General features: G+C 45.1%; 13 protein-coding genes. 3 read left to right on the forward strand and 10 right to left on the reverse strand.

The genetic code is table 11. The annotated features are described in order from the left end of the window. Window position 1: 1 nt before the first annotated feature. From MUB35_RS04090 to MUB35_RS04130, 9 genes are read right to left on the reverse strand one after another with little or no spacing between them, the layout of a single operon-like run. Window positions 2-1,024 (reverse strand): zinc-dependent alcohol dehydrogenase, encoded by a 1,023-nt coding sequence (locus MUB35_RS04090; protein WP_033141572.1) that lies wholly within the window; start codon window positions 1,022-1,024, stop codon window positions 2-4. Then, on the reverse strand, window positions 1,021-1,965 hold the full coding sequence (locus MUB35_RS04095) for a transketolase family protein (RefSeq protein WP_033141573.1): 945 nt from the start codon (window positions 1,963-1,965) through the stop codon (window positions 1,021-1,023). The genes MUB35_RS04090 and MUB35_RS04095 overlap by 4 nt, the downstream gene beginning before the upstream one ends. Further along, window positions 1,962-2,795: a transketolase gene (locus MUB35_RS04100; protein WP_033141574.1), complete on the reverse strand. Its 834-nt coding sequence runs from the start codon at window positions 2,793-2,795 to the stop codon at window positions 1,962-1,964. Before MUB35_RS04100 ends, MUB35_RS04095 begins: the two co-directional genes overlap by 4 nt. Window positions 2,796-2,807: 12 nt before the next feature. Continuing rightward, on the reverse strand, window positions 2,808-3,584 hold the full coding sequence (locus MUB35_RS04105) for an SDR family NAD(P)-dependent oxidoreductase (RefSeq protein ID WP_052099490.1): 777 nt from the start codon (window positions 3,582-3,584) through the stop codon (window positions 2,808-2,810). A 40-nt stretch (window positions 3,585-3,624) separates the two neighbouring features. Further along, window positions 3,625-4,368 (reverse strand): ABC transporter ATP-binding protein, encoded by a 744-nt coding sequence (locus MUB35_RS04110; protein ID WP_033141576.1) that lies wholly within the window; start codon window positions 4,366-4,368, stop codon window positions 3,625-3,627. Window positions 4,369-4,387: 19 nt separating this feature from the next. Beyond that, window positions 4,388-5,152 (reverse strand): ABC transporter ATP-binding protein, encoded by a 765-nt coding sequence (locus tag MUB35_RS04115; protein ID WP_033141577.1) that lies wholly within the window; start codon window positions 5,150-5,152, stop codon window positions 4,388-4,390. Continuing rightward, entirely contained in the window at window positions 5,122-5,895 is a 774-nt protein-coding gene (locus MUB35_RS04120; protein WP_052099492.1) for an ABC transporter permease, read from the reverse strand. Before MUB35_RS04120 ends, MUB35_RS04115 begins: the two co-directional genes overlap by 31 nt. After that, window positions 5,895-6,725 carry an ABC transporter permease gene (locus MUB35_RS04125; RefSeq protein ID WP_181014455.1) on the reverse strand — a complete coding sequence of 277 codons (831 nt, stop codon included), beginning with the start codon at window positions 6,723-6,725 and terminating at the stop codon, window positions 5,895-5,897. Before MUB35_RS04125 ends, MUB35_RS04120 begins: the two co-directional genes overlap by 1 nt. An 18-nt stretch (window positions 6,726-6,743) precedes the next feature. Continuing rightward, a complete protein-coding gene (locus MUB35_RS04130; RefSeq protein ID WP_033141580.1) occupies window positions 6,744-7,838 on the reverse strand; it encodes an ABC transporter substrate-binding protein in 1,095 nt (364 codons plus the stop codon). A gap of 346 nt (window positions 7,839-8,184) precedes the next feature. Here MUB35_RS04130 and MUB35_RS04135 point away from each other — a divergent pair, with 346 nt between their 5' ends. The 3 genes from MUB35_RS04135 (at window position 8,185) to MUB35_RS04145 (ending at window position 15,470) form a co-directional block, all read left to right on the forward strand. After that, window positions 8,185-9,228: a LacI family DNA-binding transcriptional regulator gene (locus MUB35_RS04135; RefSeq protein WP_033141581.1), complete on the forward strand. Its 1,044-nt coding sequence runs from the start codon at window positions 8,185-8,187 to the stop codon at window positions 9,226-9,228. Between the two features lie 105 nt (window positions 9,229-9,333). Beyond that, the gene (locus MUB35_RS04140) at window positions 9,334-10,365 is read left to right on the forward strand and encodes a LacI family DNA-binding transcriptional regulator (protein ID WP_054350359.1); all 1,032 of its coding nucleotides are present in this window, start codon (window positions 9,334-9,336) and stop codon (window positions 10,363-10,365) included. Window positions 10,366-10,592: 227 nt separating this feature from the next. Next, window positions 10,593-15,470: a CheR family methyltransferase gene (locus MUB35_RS04145; RefSeq protein WP_103731521.1), complete on the forward strand. Its 4,878-nt coding sequence runs from the start codon at window positions 10,593-10,595 to the stop codon at window positions 15,468-15,470. A 125-nt stretch (window positions 15,471-15,595) separates the two neighbouring features. On the opposite strand, the gene MUB35_RS04150 is transcribed toward MUB35_RS04145, so the two are convergent. Beyond that, window positions 15,596-18,202 carry a glycoside hydrolase family 31 protein gene (locus MUB35_RS04150; protein WP_103731520.1) on the reverse strand — a complete coding sequence of 869 codons (2,607 nt, stop codon included), beginning with the start codon at window positions 18,200-18,202 and terminating at the stop codon, window positions 15,596-15,598. Between the last annotated feature and the right edge of the window lie 12 nt (window positions 18,203-18,214).

Consider the following 18,214-nt stretch of genomic DNA (forward strand, 5'->3'; position numbering starts at 1 on the left):
ATCATTCCCCCTCAAAATCCATGATCGTCTTCATATTGATACCTTTATTTTTCAATGCCTGTTCCATCATTTCCTGAACCTGGGAAAACCGATACCTTTTTGATATAAACCCGTCCAAATAAACCCTGCCTTCCTCTATCAAGTCCCTGGCTCTTATAAAGTCCTCCTCCCGATACGTGATACACCCTTTCACTGTAAGTTCGTTTCTCTGTATTTTTGCAATGTCTGCCTGCACCGGAACACTGTAATTCCCTACGATAACTACAGTGGTTGTCTTTCCCGCCAGCTCCAGAATCTGTGTAAAAACTGCCGGTACTGCTGCACAGTCAATGATGACATCCGGAAATTCCTCAAAACATTGCCGGGCTGCCTGTACCAAAGTAAGATTCGATGTATCAATGGCAAAATCAATCCCTGACTTCTCTGCCATTCTGATCTTTTCACGGCTGATATCGCAGATTGCAGTCTTTTTTGCCCCGGCCAGCATACATGCCTGGGCCGTAAAATTTCCAATTGTACCGCCCCCTACGACTAAAACTTCCTTTCCTTCCACATCGCCCTGATAAGCCGCGTGTACTCCCACAGCAAAAGGTTCGATAAAAATAACTTTATCCAGATCCGCATCCTGTTCCAGAGGGTAAACATACTCCCTGCTTATCACAAAATAATCTGCACCAAGACCATCAGACTGAACACCTAACGAATTAAAATTCATGCAGGCATTTTTCTTTCCTTTTCTGCAGGAATAACACATGTTGCAGCTCAGAATGGGGCGGATTGTGACCAGACTGCCCGGTTCTAGGTCGTTCACGTCTTCCCCTGTCTCTTCCACTATGGCAATTCCCTCATGAAACGGCACAACAGGAAATTCCATATACCGATTTTTTCCGGCAAATACCTGAATATCCGTTCCGCATACACCAATCCGTCTCATTTTCAGTAAAACCTGACCCCTGCCGCATACAGGCTTATCAGCCTGTCGGACCACGGCTTTCATAGGACTTTCAAATACTATTTTTCTCATGATTTCCCTTCTTTTCTCCTGATCACACGGTGTGCAGCCGCAACAATATTTTCAATAGTAAGTCCATAATGTTCTGCCAGCTCTTTGGGTGTACCTGAACATCCGAACATATCCTGTATTCCGACCATCTCTACAGGTACGGGATAGTTTTTGGAAAGCACTTCACTGACTGCTCCGCCTAATCCTCCCAGTATATTGTGATCCTCTGCAGTCACTGCGCATCCCGTTTTCCTAACGGAATCCAAAAGCAGCTCCGCATCAACTGGTTTGACAGATGCCATATCAATGACATCCGCACAGATACCGTTTTTCTCCATTTCCTTTGCAGCTTCCAGTGCTCTGCTTACCAAATCTCCTGCAGCTACGATAGTTAAATCCTGTCCCTCACGCAGCAGCGTTCCTTTCCCGATGCTTGCCCTGCAATCTTTTTTTTCAGTGTATATTTCCGGAGAATCCAGCCTGCCAAATCGGAGATAAACAGGTCCCTTATGGTTGATTGCCTCCTCCACACATTTTTTTGTCTCTATGGTATCTGCCGGATAGAGTATAGTCATATTAGGTACTGCTCTCATAAGAGCCAGGTCTTCTACACACTGATGGGAACCCCCATCCGCACCGATCAACACTCCTCCATGTGTAGCTGCAATCTTAACATTCAGATTTGGATAGGCTATACTGTTTCTGATCTGATCATATGCCCTGCCCGCTGCAAAGGCAGCAAAAGTGCTTGCAAATACCACAGCTCCGCTGGCCGCGTACCCCGCTGCATATCCCATCATATTACATTCAGCAATACCCATATCTGTAAACCGGTCAGGATATTTTTTCGCAAAATGTATTGTCTGGGTTGCCTTGGATAAATCTGCATCAAAAACAAAGAATTCATATTTTTCCGCTAATTCAGTCAGCGCAGCACCATATGCTTCTCTTGTTGAACTCATACGCACGCCTCCCCCAATTCTTTCATTGCCTGTTCAAACTGTTCGTCATTAATAGCTGCTCCATGCCACCCTGCCTGATTCTCCATAAAAGATACCCCCTTACCTTTTGTTGTTTTTCCTATTATAAAAGCAGGCTGGTCTCTCACCTGTCTGACACGGTCCAGAGTTTCTATCAACCCTTTGACATTGTGACCGTCTGTCTCCTCTACATGCCATCCGAATGCCTGCAGCTTTTCTTTTACAGGATATATGGACATAACCTCATCTACCCTCCCGTCAATCTGCAGATTATTGTTATCCAAAAACACTACCAGATTATCCAGTTTAAAATGACCGGCACTCATAAACGCCTCCCATACCTGTCCTTCCTGCATTTCTCCGTCCCCTATTATGCAGTAAACCCTGTAATCTTTTCCTGTCTTTTTTGCATAATGAGCCATACCGCATGCTGCAGATATACCCTGGCCCAGGGAACCTGTGGACATATCAACTCCCGGTACCTTTTTCATATCCGGATGTCCCTGCAGCATACTGCCCATTTTTCTAAGTGTGGTCAAAGCACTCTTTTCAAAATATCCCCGTTCTGCCAATGCGGCATAGTAAGCCGGTGCCGCGTGTCCCTTTGACAAAACAAAACGATCACGATTCATTTCTTCCGGCTTGTCCGGACTGATATTCATCTCATAAAAATACAGCACTGCTATGATCTCAACCATAGACAAAGCCCCGCCAGGATGCCCGGAACCTGCACTGTGCAGACTGATAATCGTATTCCTCCGTATCTGCTGTGCATGTCTGATGATTTCTTCTACACTATTCTGCTGCCTCATTCTCACACCTCCTCATAATTCAATATCCGGCAGGCCAAGAGCAGACTGCCCTCCGTCTACAAACAAGGTCTGACCCGTCACATAACTGGCTTCATCTGAAGCGAGGAACACCACAGGTTCTGCAATCTCACTGACATCTGCCAGCCTCTTCATGGGAACCGCTGCCAGTATCTGTTTCTCACTGACGATTCCCATATTCATCCCGTCTAATAACAGCTGAGTTAAAATCCACCCGGGGGCAACCGCATTCACCCGAATATGATATTTGGCCCACTCAGAAGCCAGAACAGCAGTCAAACCGTTAATGCCCGCCTTGCTGATACAGTACGGTGCTCTTCCGGGCAGGGTCTCAGTAGAAGTTCCTGATGATATATTTACAATGGCACCGCCTTTGTCCTTCATGATATTCGCCGCTTCCTGGGCACAGAAAAAAGCTCCTTTTAAGTTGATGTTCATAAGCAGGTCCCACTTCTCTTCCTCAAATTCGAGGGAAGGCATACGAATCTGCACCCCTGCGTTATTAACCAAAATATCCAGAACCTTCTGTTCCTTTCCGAATCTTTCAAAACAGGAAGCAATACTTTTTCTGTCACTCACATCCAGCATATAAGCTCCGGTGTTAATACCGTACTTCTCATGCAGCGCTTTTGCTGCTTCCTCTGCATTTTGGATTTTGATATCACCAATAAAAACATCCGCACCTTCTTTTGCAAAACACTCAGCAACCGCATATCCAATTCCCTGTGCGCCTCCGGTCACCAGCACTTTTTTATCTCTCAGATTTTTCATGTATATTCCTTCGCCTCTCTCTGCACCCGCTAAACACGTCTTACCACCACTTAATCTCTTCTGTTATCTTTTTCCTGATCTCAACAAATTTCTCATCTGCAATATCCCTTGGTCTCGGAAGCTCTACTACCACTTCATCTTTTACCCTTGCGGGTTTATTCGACAGGATCAGTATTTTTTCCGCCAGATATACTGCCTCTTCCAAGTTGTGGGTGATAAACAGGACAGTACTGCCTGTTGCCTTCCAGAGTTTGATCACCTCATCTTCCAGGAAATATCTCATTTTAATATCCATCTGCCCATACGGCTCATCCATCAGCAGCAAATCAGGGTTCATAGCAAATGCCCTGCCAATCACAACCCTCTGCTCCATACTCACTGACATCTCGTGAGGATATGCTTTGCGAAACTTTTCCAATCCAAGTAAGCCAATGATTTTGTCAGACTGCGCTTTTATTTCACGGGCCGGCCTCTTTTTGACCTTCAGCCCATATTCAATATTTTCCTCTGCGGTCAGCCACGGAAAAGCTGAAGGTTCCTGAAACACAAAGGATATATTATGTTTCTGAGGATCAGCCGGCTCACCGTCTATGTAAATTTCTCCGGACGTGGGCTCTGTAAGCTTCGTTAAAAGTCTTAAGAATGTTGTCTTTCCGCAGCCTGTAGGACCCACGATACATACAAACTCTCCTTTTTTTATCTGGAAGGAAACCTTATCAAGAACTCTTAAATCCCCAAAACACTTTGTCAGGTTTTCTACCCTTACCTTTACCTCTTCTCCCATATGTGCATCCTGCCTTCTTTTATAATGCCAAATCCATATTTTTCTCTATTGTTTCCCTCATTCTGAGAAACTCTGTATCTACATAGTCTCTTGGCCGCTGAAGAGCCTCCAGGGTATAAATTTCTTTCACTGAGGCAGGGCACTCACTGAGCAGGATGATTCTGTCTCCCAGATATACAGCCTCCTCAATATTATTTGTGACAAAAATCACCGTGCGCTTCTCCTTTTCCCAGATTCTGAGCACTTCCTCCTCCATCTGATACCGTGTCTGCGCATCCAACGCCCCAAATGGCTCATCCATCAATAAAATATCGGGATCGCTGCAGTAAGCCCTGGCAATTCCCACCCTCTGTTTCATCCCTCCTGACAACTGACGCGGATAGGAATTTTCAAATCCCTTTAACCCAACCAGCTCGATCAAATACTGTGCCTGCTCTCTTCGTCTCGCTTTATTTACACCTTTCAGCTCCTGGGAAAATTCCACATTCTGCATGACTGTCTTCCAGGGAAATACTGCTGTCTTCTGGAAAACAAAACCAACCTTTTTTTCATCATTGCTGGGGAACTTCACTTCCCCAGCTGTAGGCTTCTCCAGGCCGCTTATTATGTTCAGCAGAACGCTTTTCCCACATTGACCGGGACCCAGTATGACAAGAAATTCATTTTCATAGACATCAATGGAAATATTATTCACTGCCTCGAAGATTTCCTTTCTGGCATAAAAAGACTTTGATATATTTTTTAATGTCAGTTTTACCCGTTTTTCTTTTCCATCCACGGACATAACCACCTTTCCATCAATGTAAAAACCGCACTTAAAATCGCTCCCACCAGACCAATCAGTATCATTCCGCACAGGACAAGAGCAACATCATAGCTCTCATTCCCCCTTGTGATCAGGAATCCGAGACCTGATTTACTGGCTATCATTTCTGCTGCCACAACCACCATCCAACCGCTGCTCAGCGCGATCTTTACTCCTGCCATGATAGCCGGAAGCGCTGCCGGCATAACCACATGGCACAGCATTTGAAAGGTATTGGCATTATAAACACGGCCTACATTTAAATACATAGGGTCCACCATGCTTACACCGGTCGCTGTATTCAATACTACCGGAAAAAACGCGCCTATAAATACCAGCAGAACCTTCGAAAATTCACCGACTCCAAACCATAAAATCACCAATGGTATCCAGGCAATTGGAGGAATGGGACGCAGCGCCGTCAATATAGGGCCTAAAACAGCGTTCATCTTTTTGCTCCATCCCATGATCAGGCCTATGCCTATTCCTGAGGCAACCGCCAGAACAAGAGCAGTCAAAACCCTCTTCAAACTGATTAATATGTGTCCTATGATTGTTGTTTTGCTGATTGGCGTTTCTGCCATCTTTAAAAATCTTTCCCAGGTTGCTTGGGGCGTTGGAAAGAAATCAGGCTTACTGTTGGAAACGATTACCCAGAGAACCACCAATGCAATAAGGGATATGCATGTCAGGCAAATATCTTTTAACTTACGTCTCTCCATTATTTGGCCCTCCATCTGATTACCCTGTTTTCCAATTTATTCAGGACAGCTGTGAGAACTGCTCCTATAACACCAATTGTAAGCATACCGACAATGATTATGTCGGATCTTCCAAGAGCTCTGCCCTGCTGGATCATATAGCCTAAGCCGGCTGTCGCGGAAAGCATTTCTGCTGCAACCAAAGTGGACCACGCATTCCCAAGAGCCACCCTGATACCAGTGAATGCAAGAGGCATGGCTGAAGGCGTGCAGACTGTGATAAATATTTTCCATCTGCTTGCCCCGCATGTTTTCGCCACGTCGATAAGCACAGAATTTGTAAGCTTTACACCTGTATAAGAATTGATCACACAGGGAACAAAAGCAGCCAGAAATATGATAAAACATTTTGCCGTTGTTCCTATTCCCAGCCAGATAACAGATAATGGAATCCAGGCAATAGGGGGAATGGGACGTATAATTTCAAAAATGGGGTTTACCAGCTTGTCAAATGTATGATAATACCCAAGGAGCAGCCCTAAAGGCACTCCTATAACAGCTGCTGCCACATAACCTATCAGCGCCAGCTTTAAACTCTCCCAGATATGTACACCCAGGACCGCTCCATCAGGATTGGGCTGCGTGAGTTTGTCCACAAATGCCATGAAAGCCTCCGATGGAGAACATACAAACTGAGAATTTACCCAGGACAGCCGCACTGCTGCCTCCCAAATTCCCAAAAACACAATGACACTGGCTGCTGAAATCAGAAACAGCTGTATTTTCTCTTTTGCCCTCTTTTTCTCTTCAATCTGAACAGAACTCACTATTTTTTCAGATTCTTTCATAATCCTTACCTCATAAGCAGTTTAATCCAGTGTAACGTTTGCCATAAAAGTTCCGTCAACTGCCTTATTATCAATCATGGCCTGTTTGTCTTTCTCTGTTAATTTACCTTGTGATATCATAAAGTCAGCAAACTTCAGTAAATCCTCCTGAGCTGCGATATTTCCATCACTATCTTGCGCAAAAGCCTTTTTATTTTCCTCCAAAGATGGGAAAGTACGGGTCTCGATATCTCTTTTAGCTGCCGACTCCGTCATGGAGATCCCCTCTTCTTCCTCAAAATCATACAAAAGTTGGGCACTGCCTTCCGGATCTTTTCTCAATTCTTCCACTGACTGCAAATAACATTTAAGCCATTCCTGCACCACCTCAGGTCTGTTTTTAACTGCATCCTCCGTAGCAACAATCAGAGTAGGCATCTTTAATCCCAGATGGCCTGCATCCGCCACTTTTATCCATCCTTCAACATCTTCTGCCTGGTATCCAAACGGCGACCACAAGCATACGACATCTGCTTCTCCGGCCTTAAATGCAGCATATGATTGTGCTACTGCTGTATCAATTATCTCTACATCATTCATGGTAAGCCCCAAATGTTCAAGCGTTGCTATCAGGGTCATATGGCACGTGGTTCCGGTCTGGCAGAGAATTTTCTTACCTTTCCAGTCCTCTGCAGTTCCCCTCACTCCCATCTCATCTGCATCTTTGCCAGCCAGTTCACTATCTTTTCTCACCCAGATATCCAGTGCCTGAGTGTCATCACAGGAGTAGCCAAGAACCTTCATATTATAGGCAGGACATCCAAGCACTGCCCCGCCGATACCTGTTGTCCCGACTTCCCATGCACCGGATGCAATCGCCTCGTTCTGTACAGGGCCTCCTGCATACATATCAATGGTATAATCAAACTCATCATAGAGTCCATTATCCTCCGCATAGATACTGGGCAGCGCATGCAGATACGGGTGATGACTGATCTTAAGCGGTATCTTATCTTCGCTTTTGCTCTCATTTCCCGCAGTCTCCAAATTCTTTTTCTGCTCTTTGCCGCTGCCGCATGCAGCCAACGTTACACCCAAAATTCCTGTCACTAACAATACTGCTAATTTTTTCTTCATGTTTTTCCTCCCAATATGATTTAATTCACGCTCCATTTGTTACTATCTACAATTTATCTTGTATTTTCTTCGGATTCAACGCCTATTTACACAAACGTTTTTCCTTTTTTCGCTATTTTCACTGTCAATTTATTCATAAACCTTATATTTTCCCTTATCTTTTTTATTCTTCTTTGACTGTCGTTATCTTACGCAAACGTTTGTATTTTTTTGCATTTTATTATTTTATTTTTTTAATATAATGAAAATATGAATACTAACGTATCCGAAAATTAGATCCTGCGAAATACATGCCGCAGTTCTCTAAAATAAATCTTCAGTATGACCAGGACAAGGAGGGAATTCTATGATTTTAAAAGATATCGCAAAAGAAGCAGGTGTCTCCATCTCAACTGTCTCCCGAGTTATCAACGGAAAGGAACAAGGAGCCGCCAGTAAAGAAACACGTGATAAAATCTGGTCCATTGTACGGAAAAATGGCTATACCCCTAACATCCTGGCACAGAATCTGAAACGCAGGACATCTATTACGGATTCCAAAGAAAATCCGCTGTTCTATATAGACTGCCTTCAGGCCCGTACCCCCAATCTAAATACAGATCCTTTTTTCTCCGAACTGGAGCGTGCACTGGAACAAGAGGCTTTTGATTATAATTATATTGTCAAACATACATACCGACCTATGGACCTGAAGTCTCTGGATTCTATGATACAGGCAGATGGACGGAATATATGCGGTCTTGTTATACTGGGAAGATACATGTTCACAAAAGAACAATTAAAGATCCTGAAAGAAGTATATAAAAACATTATTTATGTGGGACTCAATGCCATACCGCTAAAATGTGACCAGGTTATATGCGACGGATACAAAGCAGGCATCAGTGCAGTGGAACATTTAATAGAACTGGGGCACAAAAAAATCGCCTATATTGGAGAACAGGCGAATGAATGCCGTTTTCTGGCCTATAAGGATGCTTTATCCATGCATAATTTAAATTTTACGATCCATAATACTGCCAACGTGATACAATCCACAGACGGTGGATACAAAGGCGCTCAGAAGTTAATAAACAGCAGCTCTGATTTTACAGCTGTTTTCTGTGCAAATGATCTGACTGCCATTGGCGCCATCAAAGCCTTTCATGAGAATAAAAAACAGGTCAGCAAAGATATTTCTGTCATAAGCGTGGATGATATCGATCTGGCTCAATACGTAACACCCATGCTTACCACTGTACATATCCCCATCGAAGAATTAGGCAGACAGACTGCACGCATATTAATCGACCGCATAAACGGCAGACATACTCTTCCAATGAAAGTAGAACTACCGTTTTTCATAGCTAAACGTGACAGTTGTTCCAAATACCGTTCTGCAAACAGATAGACATGTACCGAATCCCTGCCTATCTGCCCTGCTCTTTTGGGGATATCTACGACAGTATGGATTTTCTGTATCGGCTTATAATATAACAACACAGGAGGAAATCAAATGACACTGAAGGATATTGCAAAGGAAGCCGGGGTTTCCATCTCCACAGTCTCAAGAGTCATAAACAATAAAGGAAGCAATGCTGCCAGCAAACATACCCAGGACAAAATCTGGTCTATCGTCCGAAAAAACGGATACATCCCAAACGCGGCTGCCCGGACATTAAAGAACGGCAGCCCCGTCCCGGAGGAATCCGAACCGTCTTACACGATTGACTGTATTTACGGTGAACATTCCAGAACAGATATCAGCCCACTTTACCAGGAATTAGAGCGGGCAATTGAACAGATCGCCATTCGACAAAAATGTACTGTACGCCGCTCTTTTTTTCTGGAAGAATTTTCCTTTCCCCCAAATCCCCCAACAACGCAAAAAAACAATGCTGACGGTGCTGTGTTATTCGGAAAACGATGCCTGACGCAGCGGCAGTTTGAACTTCTTGAAACCACCTACCGAAACCTTGTATACATCGGCATCAATCCTCTGGATTTAAAATGCGACCAGGTTATATGTAATGGTTATCATGCGTCTGTTACTGCTGTACAATATCTTCACCGTCTGAAGCATAATAAAATCGGATATCTCGGGGCACAAAAAGACACTTCCTGTTTTCAGGGATACAAACAGGCACTGAGAGAACTTGGACTGCCCTTTCACATAACCAATACGGTCAATGTCAAGGAGACAATGGAGGGGGGCTATCACGGAGCAAGGCTGCTTCTGGAACGGGAGGCTGACATCACCGCAGTTGTATGCGCTGATGATCTGACAGCTATAGGTGCAATGCAGTATTACCGGGAATGCAGAAGGAGAATCCCAAAAGATATCTCAGTCATAGGAATCGGCGATATTCCCCATGCCCAGCGCACTATACCCATGCTCACTACAGTACATGTTCCCGTCGGAGAGCTGGGTAATATTGCCATGAAGGTTTTACTGGACCGGATTCAGGGCGGACATAAACTGAATCTGAAAGTGGAACTGCCCCATTATATAGCTGAGAGGAATAGCTGCGCCAGATATACCAGGTAATTTTATAAATAGCTGAAATTGTATCCAGATAGTTTAATATTTACTTAAGAATGACAAACTTTGGCAAATACAAGTGCAATGTGTCATTCCATATGATATACTTAAATAATACTTGATGAGGAAATATCTTCATCAGGTGTTTTTTGCATAAAAAGAAAAGTTATAAATCAAATATAAAAAAATATATACTATAGCCATAGTTATTGTCTGCATGAAAGGAGACTATTATGGAAGAGAAGGATGCCGGTCAGGCAGAGCATCTTACACTGAATCAGGAAAATGTTCGATGTTATGTTGGTGTAGGGGCTTCCGCAGGGGGTGTGGAGGCATTACAGGAACTATTTCAGCATATGCCGCCGGACACCGGCGCATCTTTTATTATTGTACAGCATCTTTCGCCGGACGCAGTCAGCCTGATGGATAAAATTTTGCAGAAATCCTCCAGTCTGCCGGTGCAGTTGGCCGAGGAAGGCGCAGTTCCCCAGCCCAATCACATCTACTTAAATCACCCGGGAAAAACATTGACCATGAAAGAAGGAAAGTTTCACCTGGAATCTGCTCATGACCGAAACCAGCTCTATCTGCCCATTAATCTGCTGTTCCAGTCCCTGGCCTCGGTAAGCGATGTGCATGCCGCGGCCATTATCCTGTCAGGAAGCGGTTCTGACGGAGCGATTGGAATCGGCTCTATCAAGGAAAACGGGGGACTTGTCATAGTTCAGAAACCCACAGAGGCCCAGTATGCATCCATGCCCCAGAGTGCCATTTCAACAGGTATGGTGGACCTGATTCTAAACGTGACGCAGATAGGCTCATCCCTGAGAGAATACCTGAAAAATCCTCATATACAGTCCATGCACCAGGAAGAACCGGATCACATGGAGCTGGCAGAGGATTATTCCTGCATTCTCAATGCTATCAGCCAGTATTCGGATATTGATTTTACGATCTATAAAACAAATACCATTTACCGAAGGATTGAACGCCGCATCGCACTCAATAATTTCCATGGAGTGGAGGAATATCTGGACTATCTCCTCTCAACAGAGGAAGAACGTGCCCAGCTTCACCGGGATCTGCTTATTGGCGTAACTTCCTTCTTCCGGGATGAGGAAGCATTCCGCCATCTGGGTGAGAATGTGGTCATTCCCCTCCTTAAGAAAAAGAAGTCCATCCGCCTGTGGAGTATCGCATGTTCTACCGGTGAAGAAGTATATTCCCTGGCAATACTGCTCTGCGAATGTATGGAATACCTGCATTTTACTGCGGATGTGAAAATATTTGCCACAGATGTGGATCAAAATGCCATCACTACCGCCCAGAAGGGCATTTACTCGGAAAGTCTTCTGGAAAATCTGAATCAGGCAATATTAGACCGCTACTTTGAACACACAAGCGGCGGATACCTGGCAGGCGAAAAGATCAGGAAAATGATCGTCTTTGCCAAACATAATATTTTCAGGGATGCCCCTTTCTCAAAATTGGATCTGATCGTCTGCCGTAATATGTTCATCTATGTGAAACCGGAAATGCAGCAGAAGGCACTGGCCTCCTTCTATCAGCTCTTAGTTGATGACGGCTATCTGTTTTTAGGCAGCAGCGAATCCGTTGGGGATATGGGAGATGCTTATAATCTGCTGGATAAAAAGTGGAAGATATATTCTAAAAATAAACAGTATTCCAAAAAAGATATTTCCATGTATCCGGCTTTGAACATGTTTGGGAATTTTTCTCCCCACCAGACAGAACGTATCCAGAAGGCTAATCCCCTGCAGAAACAACTGCACTCTACCAATATCTCTGAAAAGCTGCTGTTCGCCATGGCCGGGCCATCCGTTCTGCTCAATCATGAGTTTAAGGTACTGCAGGTCATTCAGGGCGGCGGGCAGTATATGAGGATGCAGGACGGACAATTTGACGGAGGCCTCAGCTCCTTTTTTTCTCCCAGCCTGGCTGCCTTTCTCAATCGTCTGCTTCTGGATTCCAGAAAGATATCCGACGGTATCGTTGAAAAACGGGCTACCGGCCTGGCAGACTACCCCGAGGAAGTTTTGTGTGTGAAAGTTCGCTTTTTCAACCTTACCGAAGGGGAATACTACCTGATACAAATCAAATCCGAAGAAAAGGCAGAGTCAGAAGCTGCTGATTCCCCCATGGATTTAAGAGAATTAAAGGACAGCCGTATTCAGATCCTGGAAAATGCGCTGAATGAAAGCAACTGGAATTTGAAACTGGCCGTAGAGGAATCGGAATCCCGCAACGAAGAGCTGCAGGCCACCAATGAAGAACTTCTGGCATCCAATGAGGAACTTCAAAGCACCAATGAGGAAATGCAGTCCGTCAACGAGGAGCTTTACACCATCAATGCTGAGTACCAGAACAAGATTGTGGAACTGACCACTGCCAATGCGGACTTTGATAACCTTTTACTGAACGCAGATGTGGGTGCCCTGTATGTGGATGAAAATATGCACATCCGAAAAATAACGCCCCTTATGCTCCAGCATACAAATCTGCGGGTCACAGACCTGGAACGTCCGGTCACACAGATCAACTTCCTTGATTCTTACCCTGACTTTACACAGGATGTAACTGATGTATCAAGACATGGAAAAATTGTGGAAAAGGAGATCACCGATCAAAATAATGTCATCTGGCTTGTACGGATCCGCCCTTATTTTGACCATACCCACACCCCAAAGGGTGTCCTCATATCCATGTTCGATATCACCAAACGTCTGGAAGCCGCCAAATTTGATCTAAAACATCTGACGGACAGTGTCCCGGGCGGTGTGCTCCGCCTAAGATTCAATGATATCCTGGTGATCGAGTATGCAAATGACAGCTTCTTTGACCTGATCGGGTATACCTCGGAGGAAATGTGCCTGGACCTGCATAACCGTTTCGACCGCCTCCTGCATACTTCCGACTGGGTTGAACTAAAGGAAGAAATCCGGGATGCCGCCTCCGTCGGCAGACTTCTCAAGGTAGAATGCCGCCTGTGGCAGAAGAATGGAACAGGCCGCTGGTGTTCCCTGCAGGCCGTAGCATTCCGGCAGGAACGGCATATCGAACTGCAGTGTATCGTCACTGATATCTCACTGATCAAAGACTATGAGGAGCAGCTCAAAAAAGAACGCGATTATTATAATAAGCTGTATCAAAACGTAGTCTGCGGGATCGTTCAATATGAAATAGAGGACAACAACCTGCGTTGTTATAACGCGAACAGTGAAGCCCTCCAAATGCTGGGTTATAAGTCCATGGAGGAATTTCGCAGGCAGACAGCGCAGACACTTCCTCAGGTGACCGTTTCTGAGGATACGGAATACATACGGCGCACACTGCTTTCTCTGAAGGAAGAAGGTGAATGTGCCAGTTTTGAACACCGTGTCTGCACAAAGGATGACGGTATCCGCTGGGTCACAGGAGTGGCAAAGGTGATCTGCACCCCGGACGGCAAAAAACTGATTCAGAGTACATTTATGGACACCACCGCAAGAAAACGTGCCCTGGAGCAGGTGGAGGCAGAGCGCGACCGGTATGACAGACTTTACAAGGTACTCTATAATACAGCTGTATGCGGAATCGTCCAAGTGGATATCCGAAGCAATAAAATCTTGAGCATAAACAAAATCGCACTTGATATTTTGGATGAAAAAAATGAGGGAGACATTGAAAGACATCTTTTTAATGAGACACCGGAGGACAAACATCAGAAATGCCTGGCGGGAATCGGTACCTTTATGCATTCTCTTGGTAAACCGGGTGAACAGCGTGAGGTACGTTTTAACCTGACGAAACAGGACGGCGGCCTTACCACTATTGAAGGTACCGCCAACTGGATCATAGAAGACAAAGTCTCCAGTATCATTCAGTTTACTTTCCTGGACGTGACGGAGCGCGAACGTCTGAAAGAAGCGCAAATGCAGCTGGCAGTTGCAATCCAGTCCAATGCTGCCAAAACAGGATTCCTTTCCAAAATGAGCCACGAGATCCGTACACCTATGAACGGCATTATGGGTATGATCGATATCGCAAGATTAAATATGGATGACAGGGATAAAATCGAGGACTGTCTGGATAAAATGAAACTTTCCATGCAGCACCTTCAGATGCTGGTAAATGATGTACTGGATATGTCAAAAATTGAGAGCGGCAAGATGGAATGCAGGGAAGTGGATTACGATCTGCGTCAGTTGTTGGAGGAAATCATCGCTGAATATAATTTTGCTGCCACCAAAGGCGGAGTCGGCCTGACACGGGCCATCAGTATCCGGCACCAGCATGTGATCTCCGATCCTGTCTTTCTGCGCGAGATTCTGGGGAACCTGCTGAGCAATGCCATAAAATTCACACAATCAATGGGTATGGTGGTACTGGTGGCTGAGGAAGTATCTGTCAATGAGGAACAGGCCGAATTCACATTCCGAGTCAAAGACTCCGGCTGCGGTATCAGCCCGGAGAACCAGGAGGTCATTTTCGACGCTTTTGAACAGGGTGATGGGAATAACATGAGCAAAACCCCGGGTACAGGACTGGGACTGGCAATCTGCAAGAACCTGGTAGAACTTCTGGGCGGAACCCTTCAGGTGGAGAGCCGGCTCGAATTCGGTTCAGAGTTCTACTTTACAATACCGATGAAATTGTCCAAATGTCAGACAGCCGCTGATCGGGTCACACCGAAAGCGGACAGGATAGACAGCTCTTTAAAAGAAAAACGCATTCTTCTTGCAGAAGATAATGACCTCAATGCAGAGATTGCCCAGACACTGCTTGGCAGCTACAATTTTCAGGTGGAACGCTGCAAAAACGGAAAAGAAGCCCTGGAAAGCTATTTACAAAAACCGGCGGGATATTATGATCTGATTCTTATGGATATAAAGATGCCGGTTATGGACGGCCTGACATCTGCCCGGGAAATCCGAAAGTGCCAAAAGCCGGGGGCAGCTGAAATCCCCATAATCGCCATGAGCGCCAATGCCTTCCAGGATGATGTGGAACGTTCGCTCAATGCCGGTATGAACGCACATACTACCAAACCTATTGAGATTGAAAAATTGGTGCATTTAATTAGTACCTATCTGGAAAAGGCTGATAGGTAATGCAGGAATCAAGGGGGGCTTGTTTTGGACAGCCCCCTTGATTCCTGCATTTTTTATGTTTAACTTTGGCACAGTACGTCCATGAACCACACCGTTTCGGACAGACCTTTATAATATGTATCCCGTCAACATCCAAATACACTGCAGAACAAGTCAAACCAGTTAATTTCCAGCTTTTTCTTTTCCGTATCCTTTTCCCTATTCAGTGGTATACTGCGAAAATTTCCTACACTCCCTTTTTCAGTAATGATTTCCCAGTATAGTTCCTGTTGAATGCTGTAAGTGAATCCTTCCATATCTTCGGCATTCCATAAAAGGACATTGCTCTGCGCTGTATTACAAAGTTCTATGCAGCCGCAGCCAGTCAGAATCTCAAGCAAGCCACAGAGGACTGTATCCGGAACCAACTGTCGTATATCCCGTATAAAACCGGACAATTCCAAGGACAATTTCTCTGATTCCCTGCACAACGGCTTCCATTCAGATAAACAGTTATAAATATGTTTTTTGAGTGCATTGCTAATCCTGCAGGATTTCAAAAATTCCTTTACTTCCATAATCTTCCGACTTACGGGGTCTGCCTCAGGTGTGCCAGCCTTTAAACAGAGCTGTAACCTCTCCTGTCCTTTTTCCATCGTCACATACAAATGCAGTACTGCCTTTTCTTTCTGATATTCCTGTCGGAACGCAAATGTTCCATTCTCTGCAGTGACAAGCTCCGGTTTTCCTACCCCTATAAAAAGCAGGTGATACTCTCTTTTCCTGTACTTCTCTTCCTGTCTCCTGTGAATAGAAAACTGTATGATGTCATTTTCATGAAAAAGCTCAAACATTGTTTCCCTGTCCTGCATATCTCCTTCCTTAAGCAGATAACTTCCGCTGCATCCGCAGAATATCTTCAGCAGCAGTTGGGCTGGTTCTTCAGTATCACCAAAGGAAACATACTCTGCCATGGGAATGACAGAGCCAGCACGGGCAAACACCGGTATATGGGATTTGTCTCCATAAATACCGTGAACTTTACTTCCCACATAGGTCTTGTATGTAAAGAAATCATAGTACAATCCTTCCGGAAGCCATACTGCCTGATGACTGTGCATATTCTCCCTGTCTGCCGGACTTGTATAGGGTGCCGCAATCAGATATCTGCCAAAATAATACTGCTGAGGAACCTGATACGCTTCCTCCTCTCTGTGATAAAAGTACATAGGTGCAGCAATGGGGCACCCCTCTGTGCACGCATACATCTCGCTGTACAAATAGGGAATCAGTGCATGCCTCAGCCGCATAGCTTCCCGGCAGAGAGAAAAGATATCATTCCCATAATTCCACGGTCTTCTGTCCTGGAACTCATTATCACTGCTATGCAGACGGAGTACAGGGCTGAACACCCCATATTGTATCCATCTCAAAAACAGTTCTCCGTCCTCCACACCTCCCATGTGTCCACCAATATCATGACTCCACCAGAAACATCCCACATTAGCGGCCGTAGCTGTAAAATAAGGCTGGAACGCAAGACTTTTCCACGTTACGATAGTGTCCCCCGAAAACTGTATTGGGTAACGATGGGAACCAGGCCCGCTCCATCTTGACAGAATTACCGGTATCTTTCCCTCATGCTTTAACTGATCGCAGTAATGTAAATGATTGATCCACCAGAGCGTATCCAGTCCGGGGATACTAAAAGTATTATCCTGCTGCCAGTCCATCCACCAAAAATCAACTCCTATTTTCTCTTTCGGCTCATGCAGGTGTTTAAAATAACTTTCTGCAAACTTTCTGTCGTCCAGACGAAAAGGAATCACCCGGTCCTGATCTGCATCCTGTCCAATATCCCGGCACATCTCCCGGTATCCGTCCTCAAAAGGTGCAATGCCATCCGCCGGATGCAGATTTAATGCCGTCTTCAGTCCCCTTTCGTGCAGTCCGGCAATCAGTCTTTCCGGCTCGGGAATAAGATTTCTGTTCCATGTATAACCGGTCCAGCCTTCATGATAAGGATTCTCCCGGATGTGCCAATCCATATCGATGACGCACACTGACAGTGGAATCTCTCTTTCCCGGAACGCATCCATCAATTCCAGCAGAGAATCCTGCGTATAAGGATAAAAACGGCTCCACCAATTTCCAAGAGTCCACCGTGGGATATCAGGTACTTTTCCCGAAAGCATAAAGTACTCCCTTAGAAAGCATTTATAATCCGTACCGTAATAGAAAAAATATAAATCTCTGCTGCCCTGTTCTCGTTCATAGGGCCATCCCTTTTCATCCAGGAGCACTGTATTACTGTCATCGAAAATCGTATAACCTGCCCGATTCAGCAGACCATTTGGAAGAGGCACCGCTCCGTCAATATTGTCAAGAGTCTGCAATGTTCCACCCAGATTCCCATTCGGTGCTTCTCCTATGTTCCACACCTGTCCAGTCTCCTTCATCTTCACAGACAAAGTATTTTCAAAATCTTCTCTGTTTTCTGCCGCACATTTCAGCACCAGACAGTCTGTCTCCAGTCTTAATTTCCCTTCGCGGATTTCACGTCTGTATTCTGTCTTCTTCCCTTCCCTCCGGAAGAAAACCTGACTCGGAGCATCTGTAAATCTCCCTGAAGGACTGTACTCCATCCGCAGCGTCCGTTCGGAAAGCACAGTAAATCTCATGCTTCCCACTACTACCACACTTTCCTCTCCCGGCAATATTGTGGAAATCATCACACATTCTGACCAATTCATTCTAAAATAATC

Source organism: Blautia sp. NSJ-175, assembly GCF_022867815.1.
GTDB classification, from domain to species: domain Bacteria; phylum Bacillota; class Clostridia; order Lachnospirales; family Lachnospiraceae; genus Blautia; species Blautia celeris.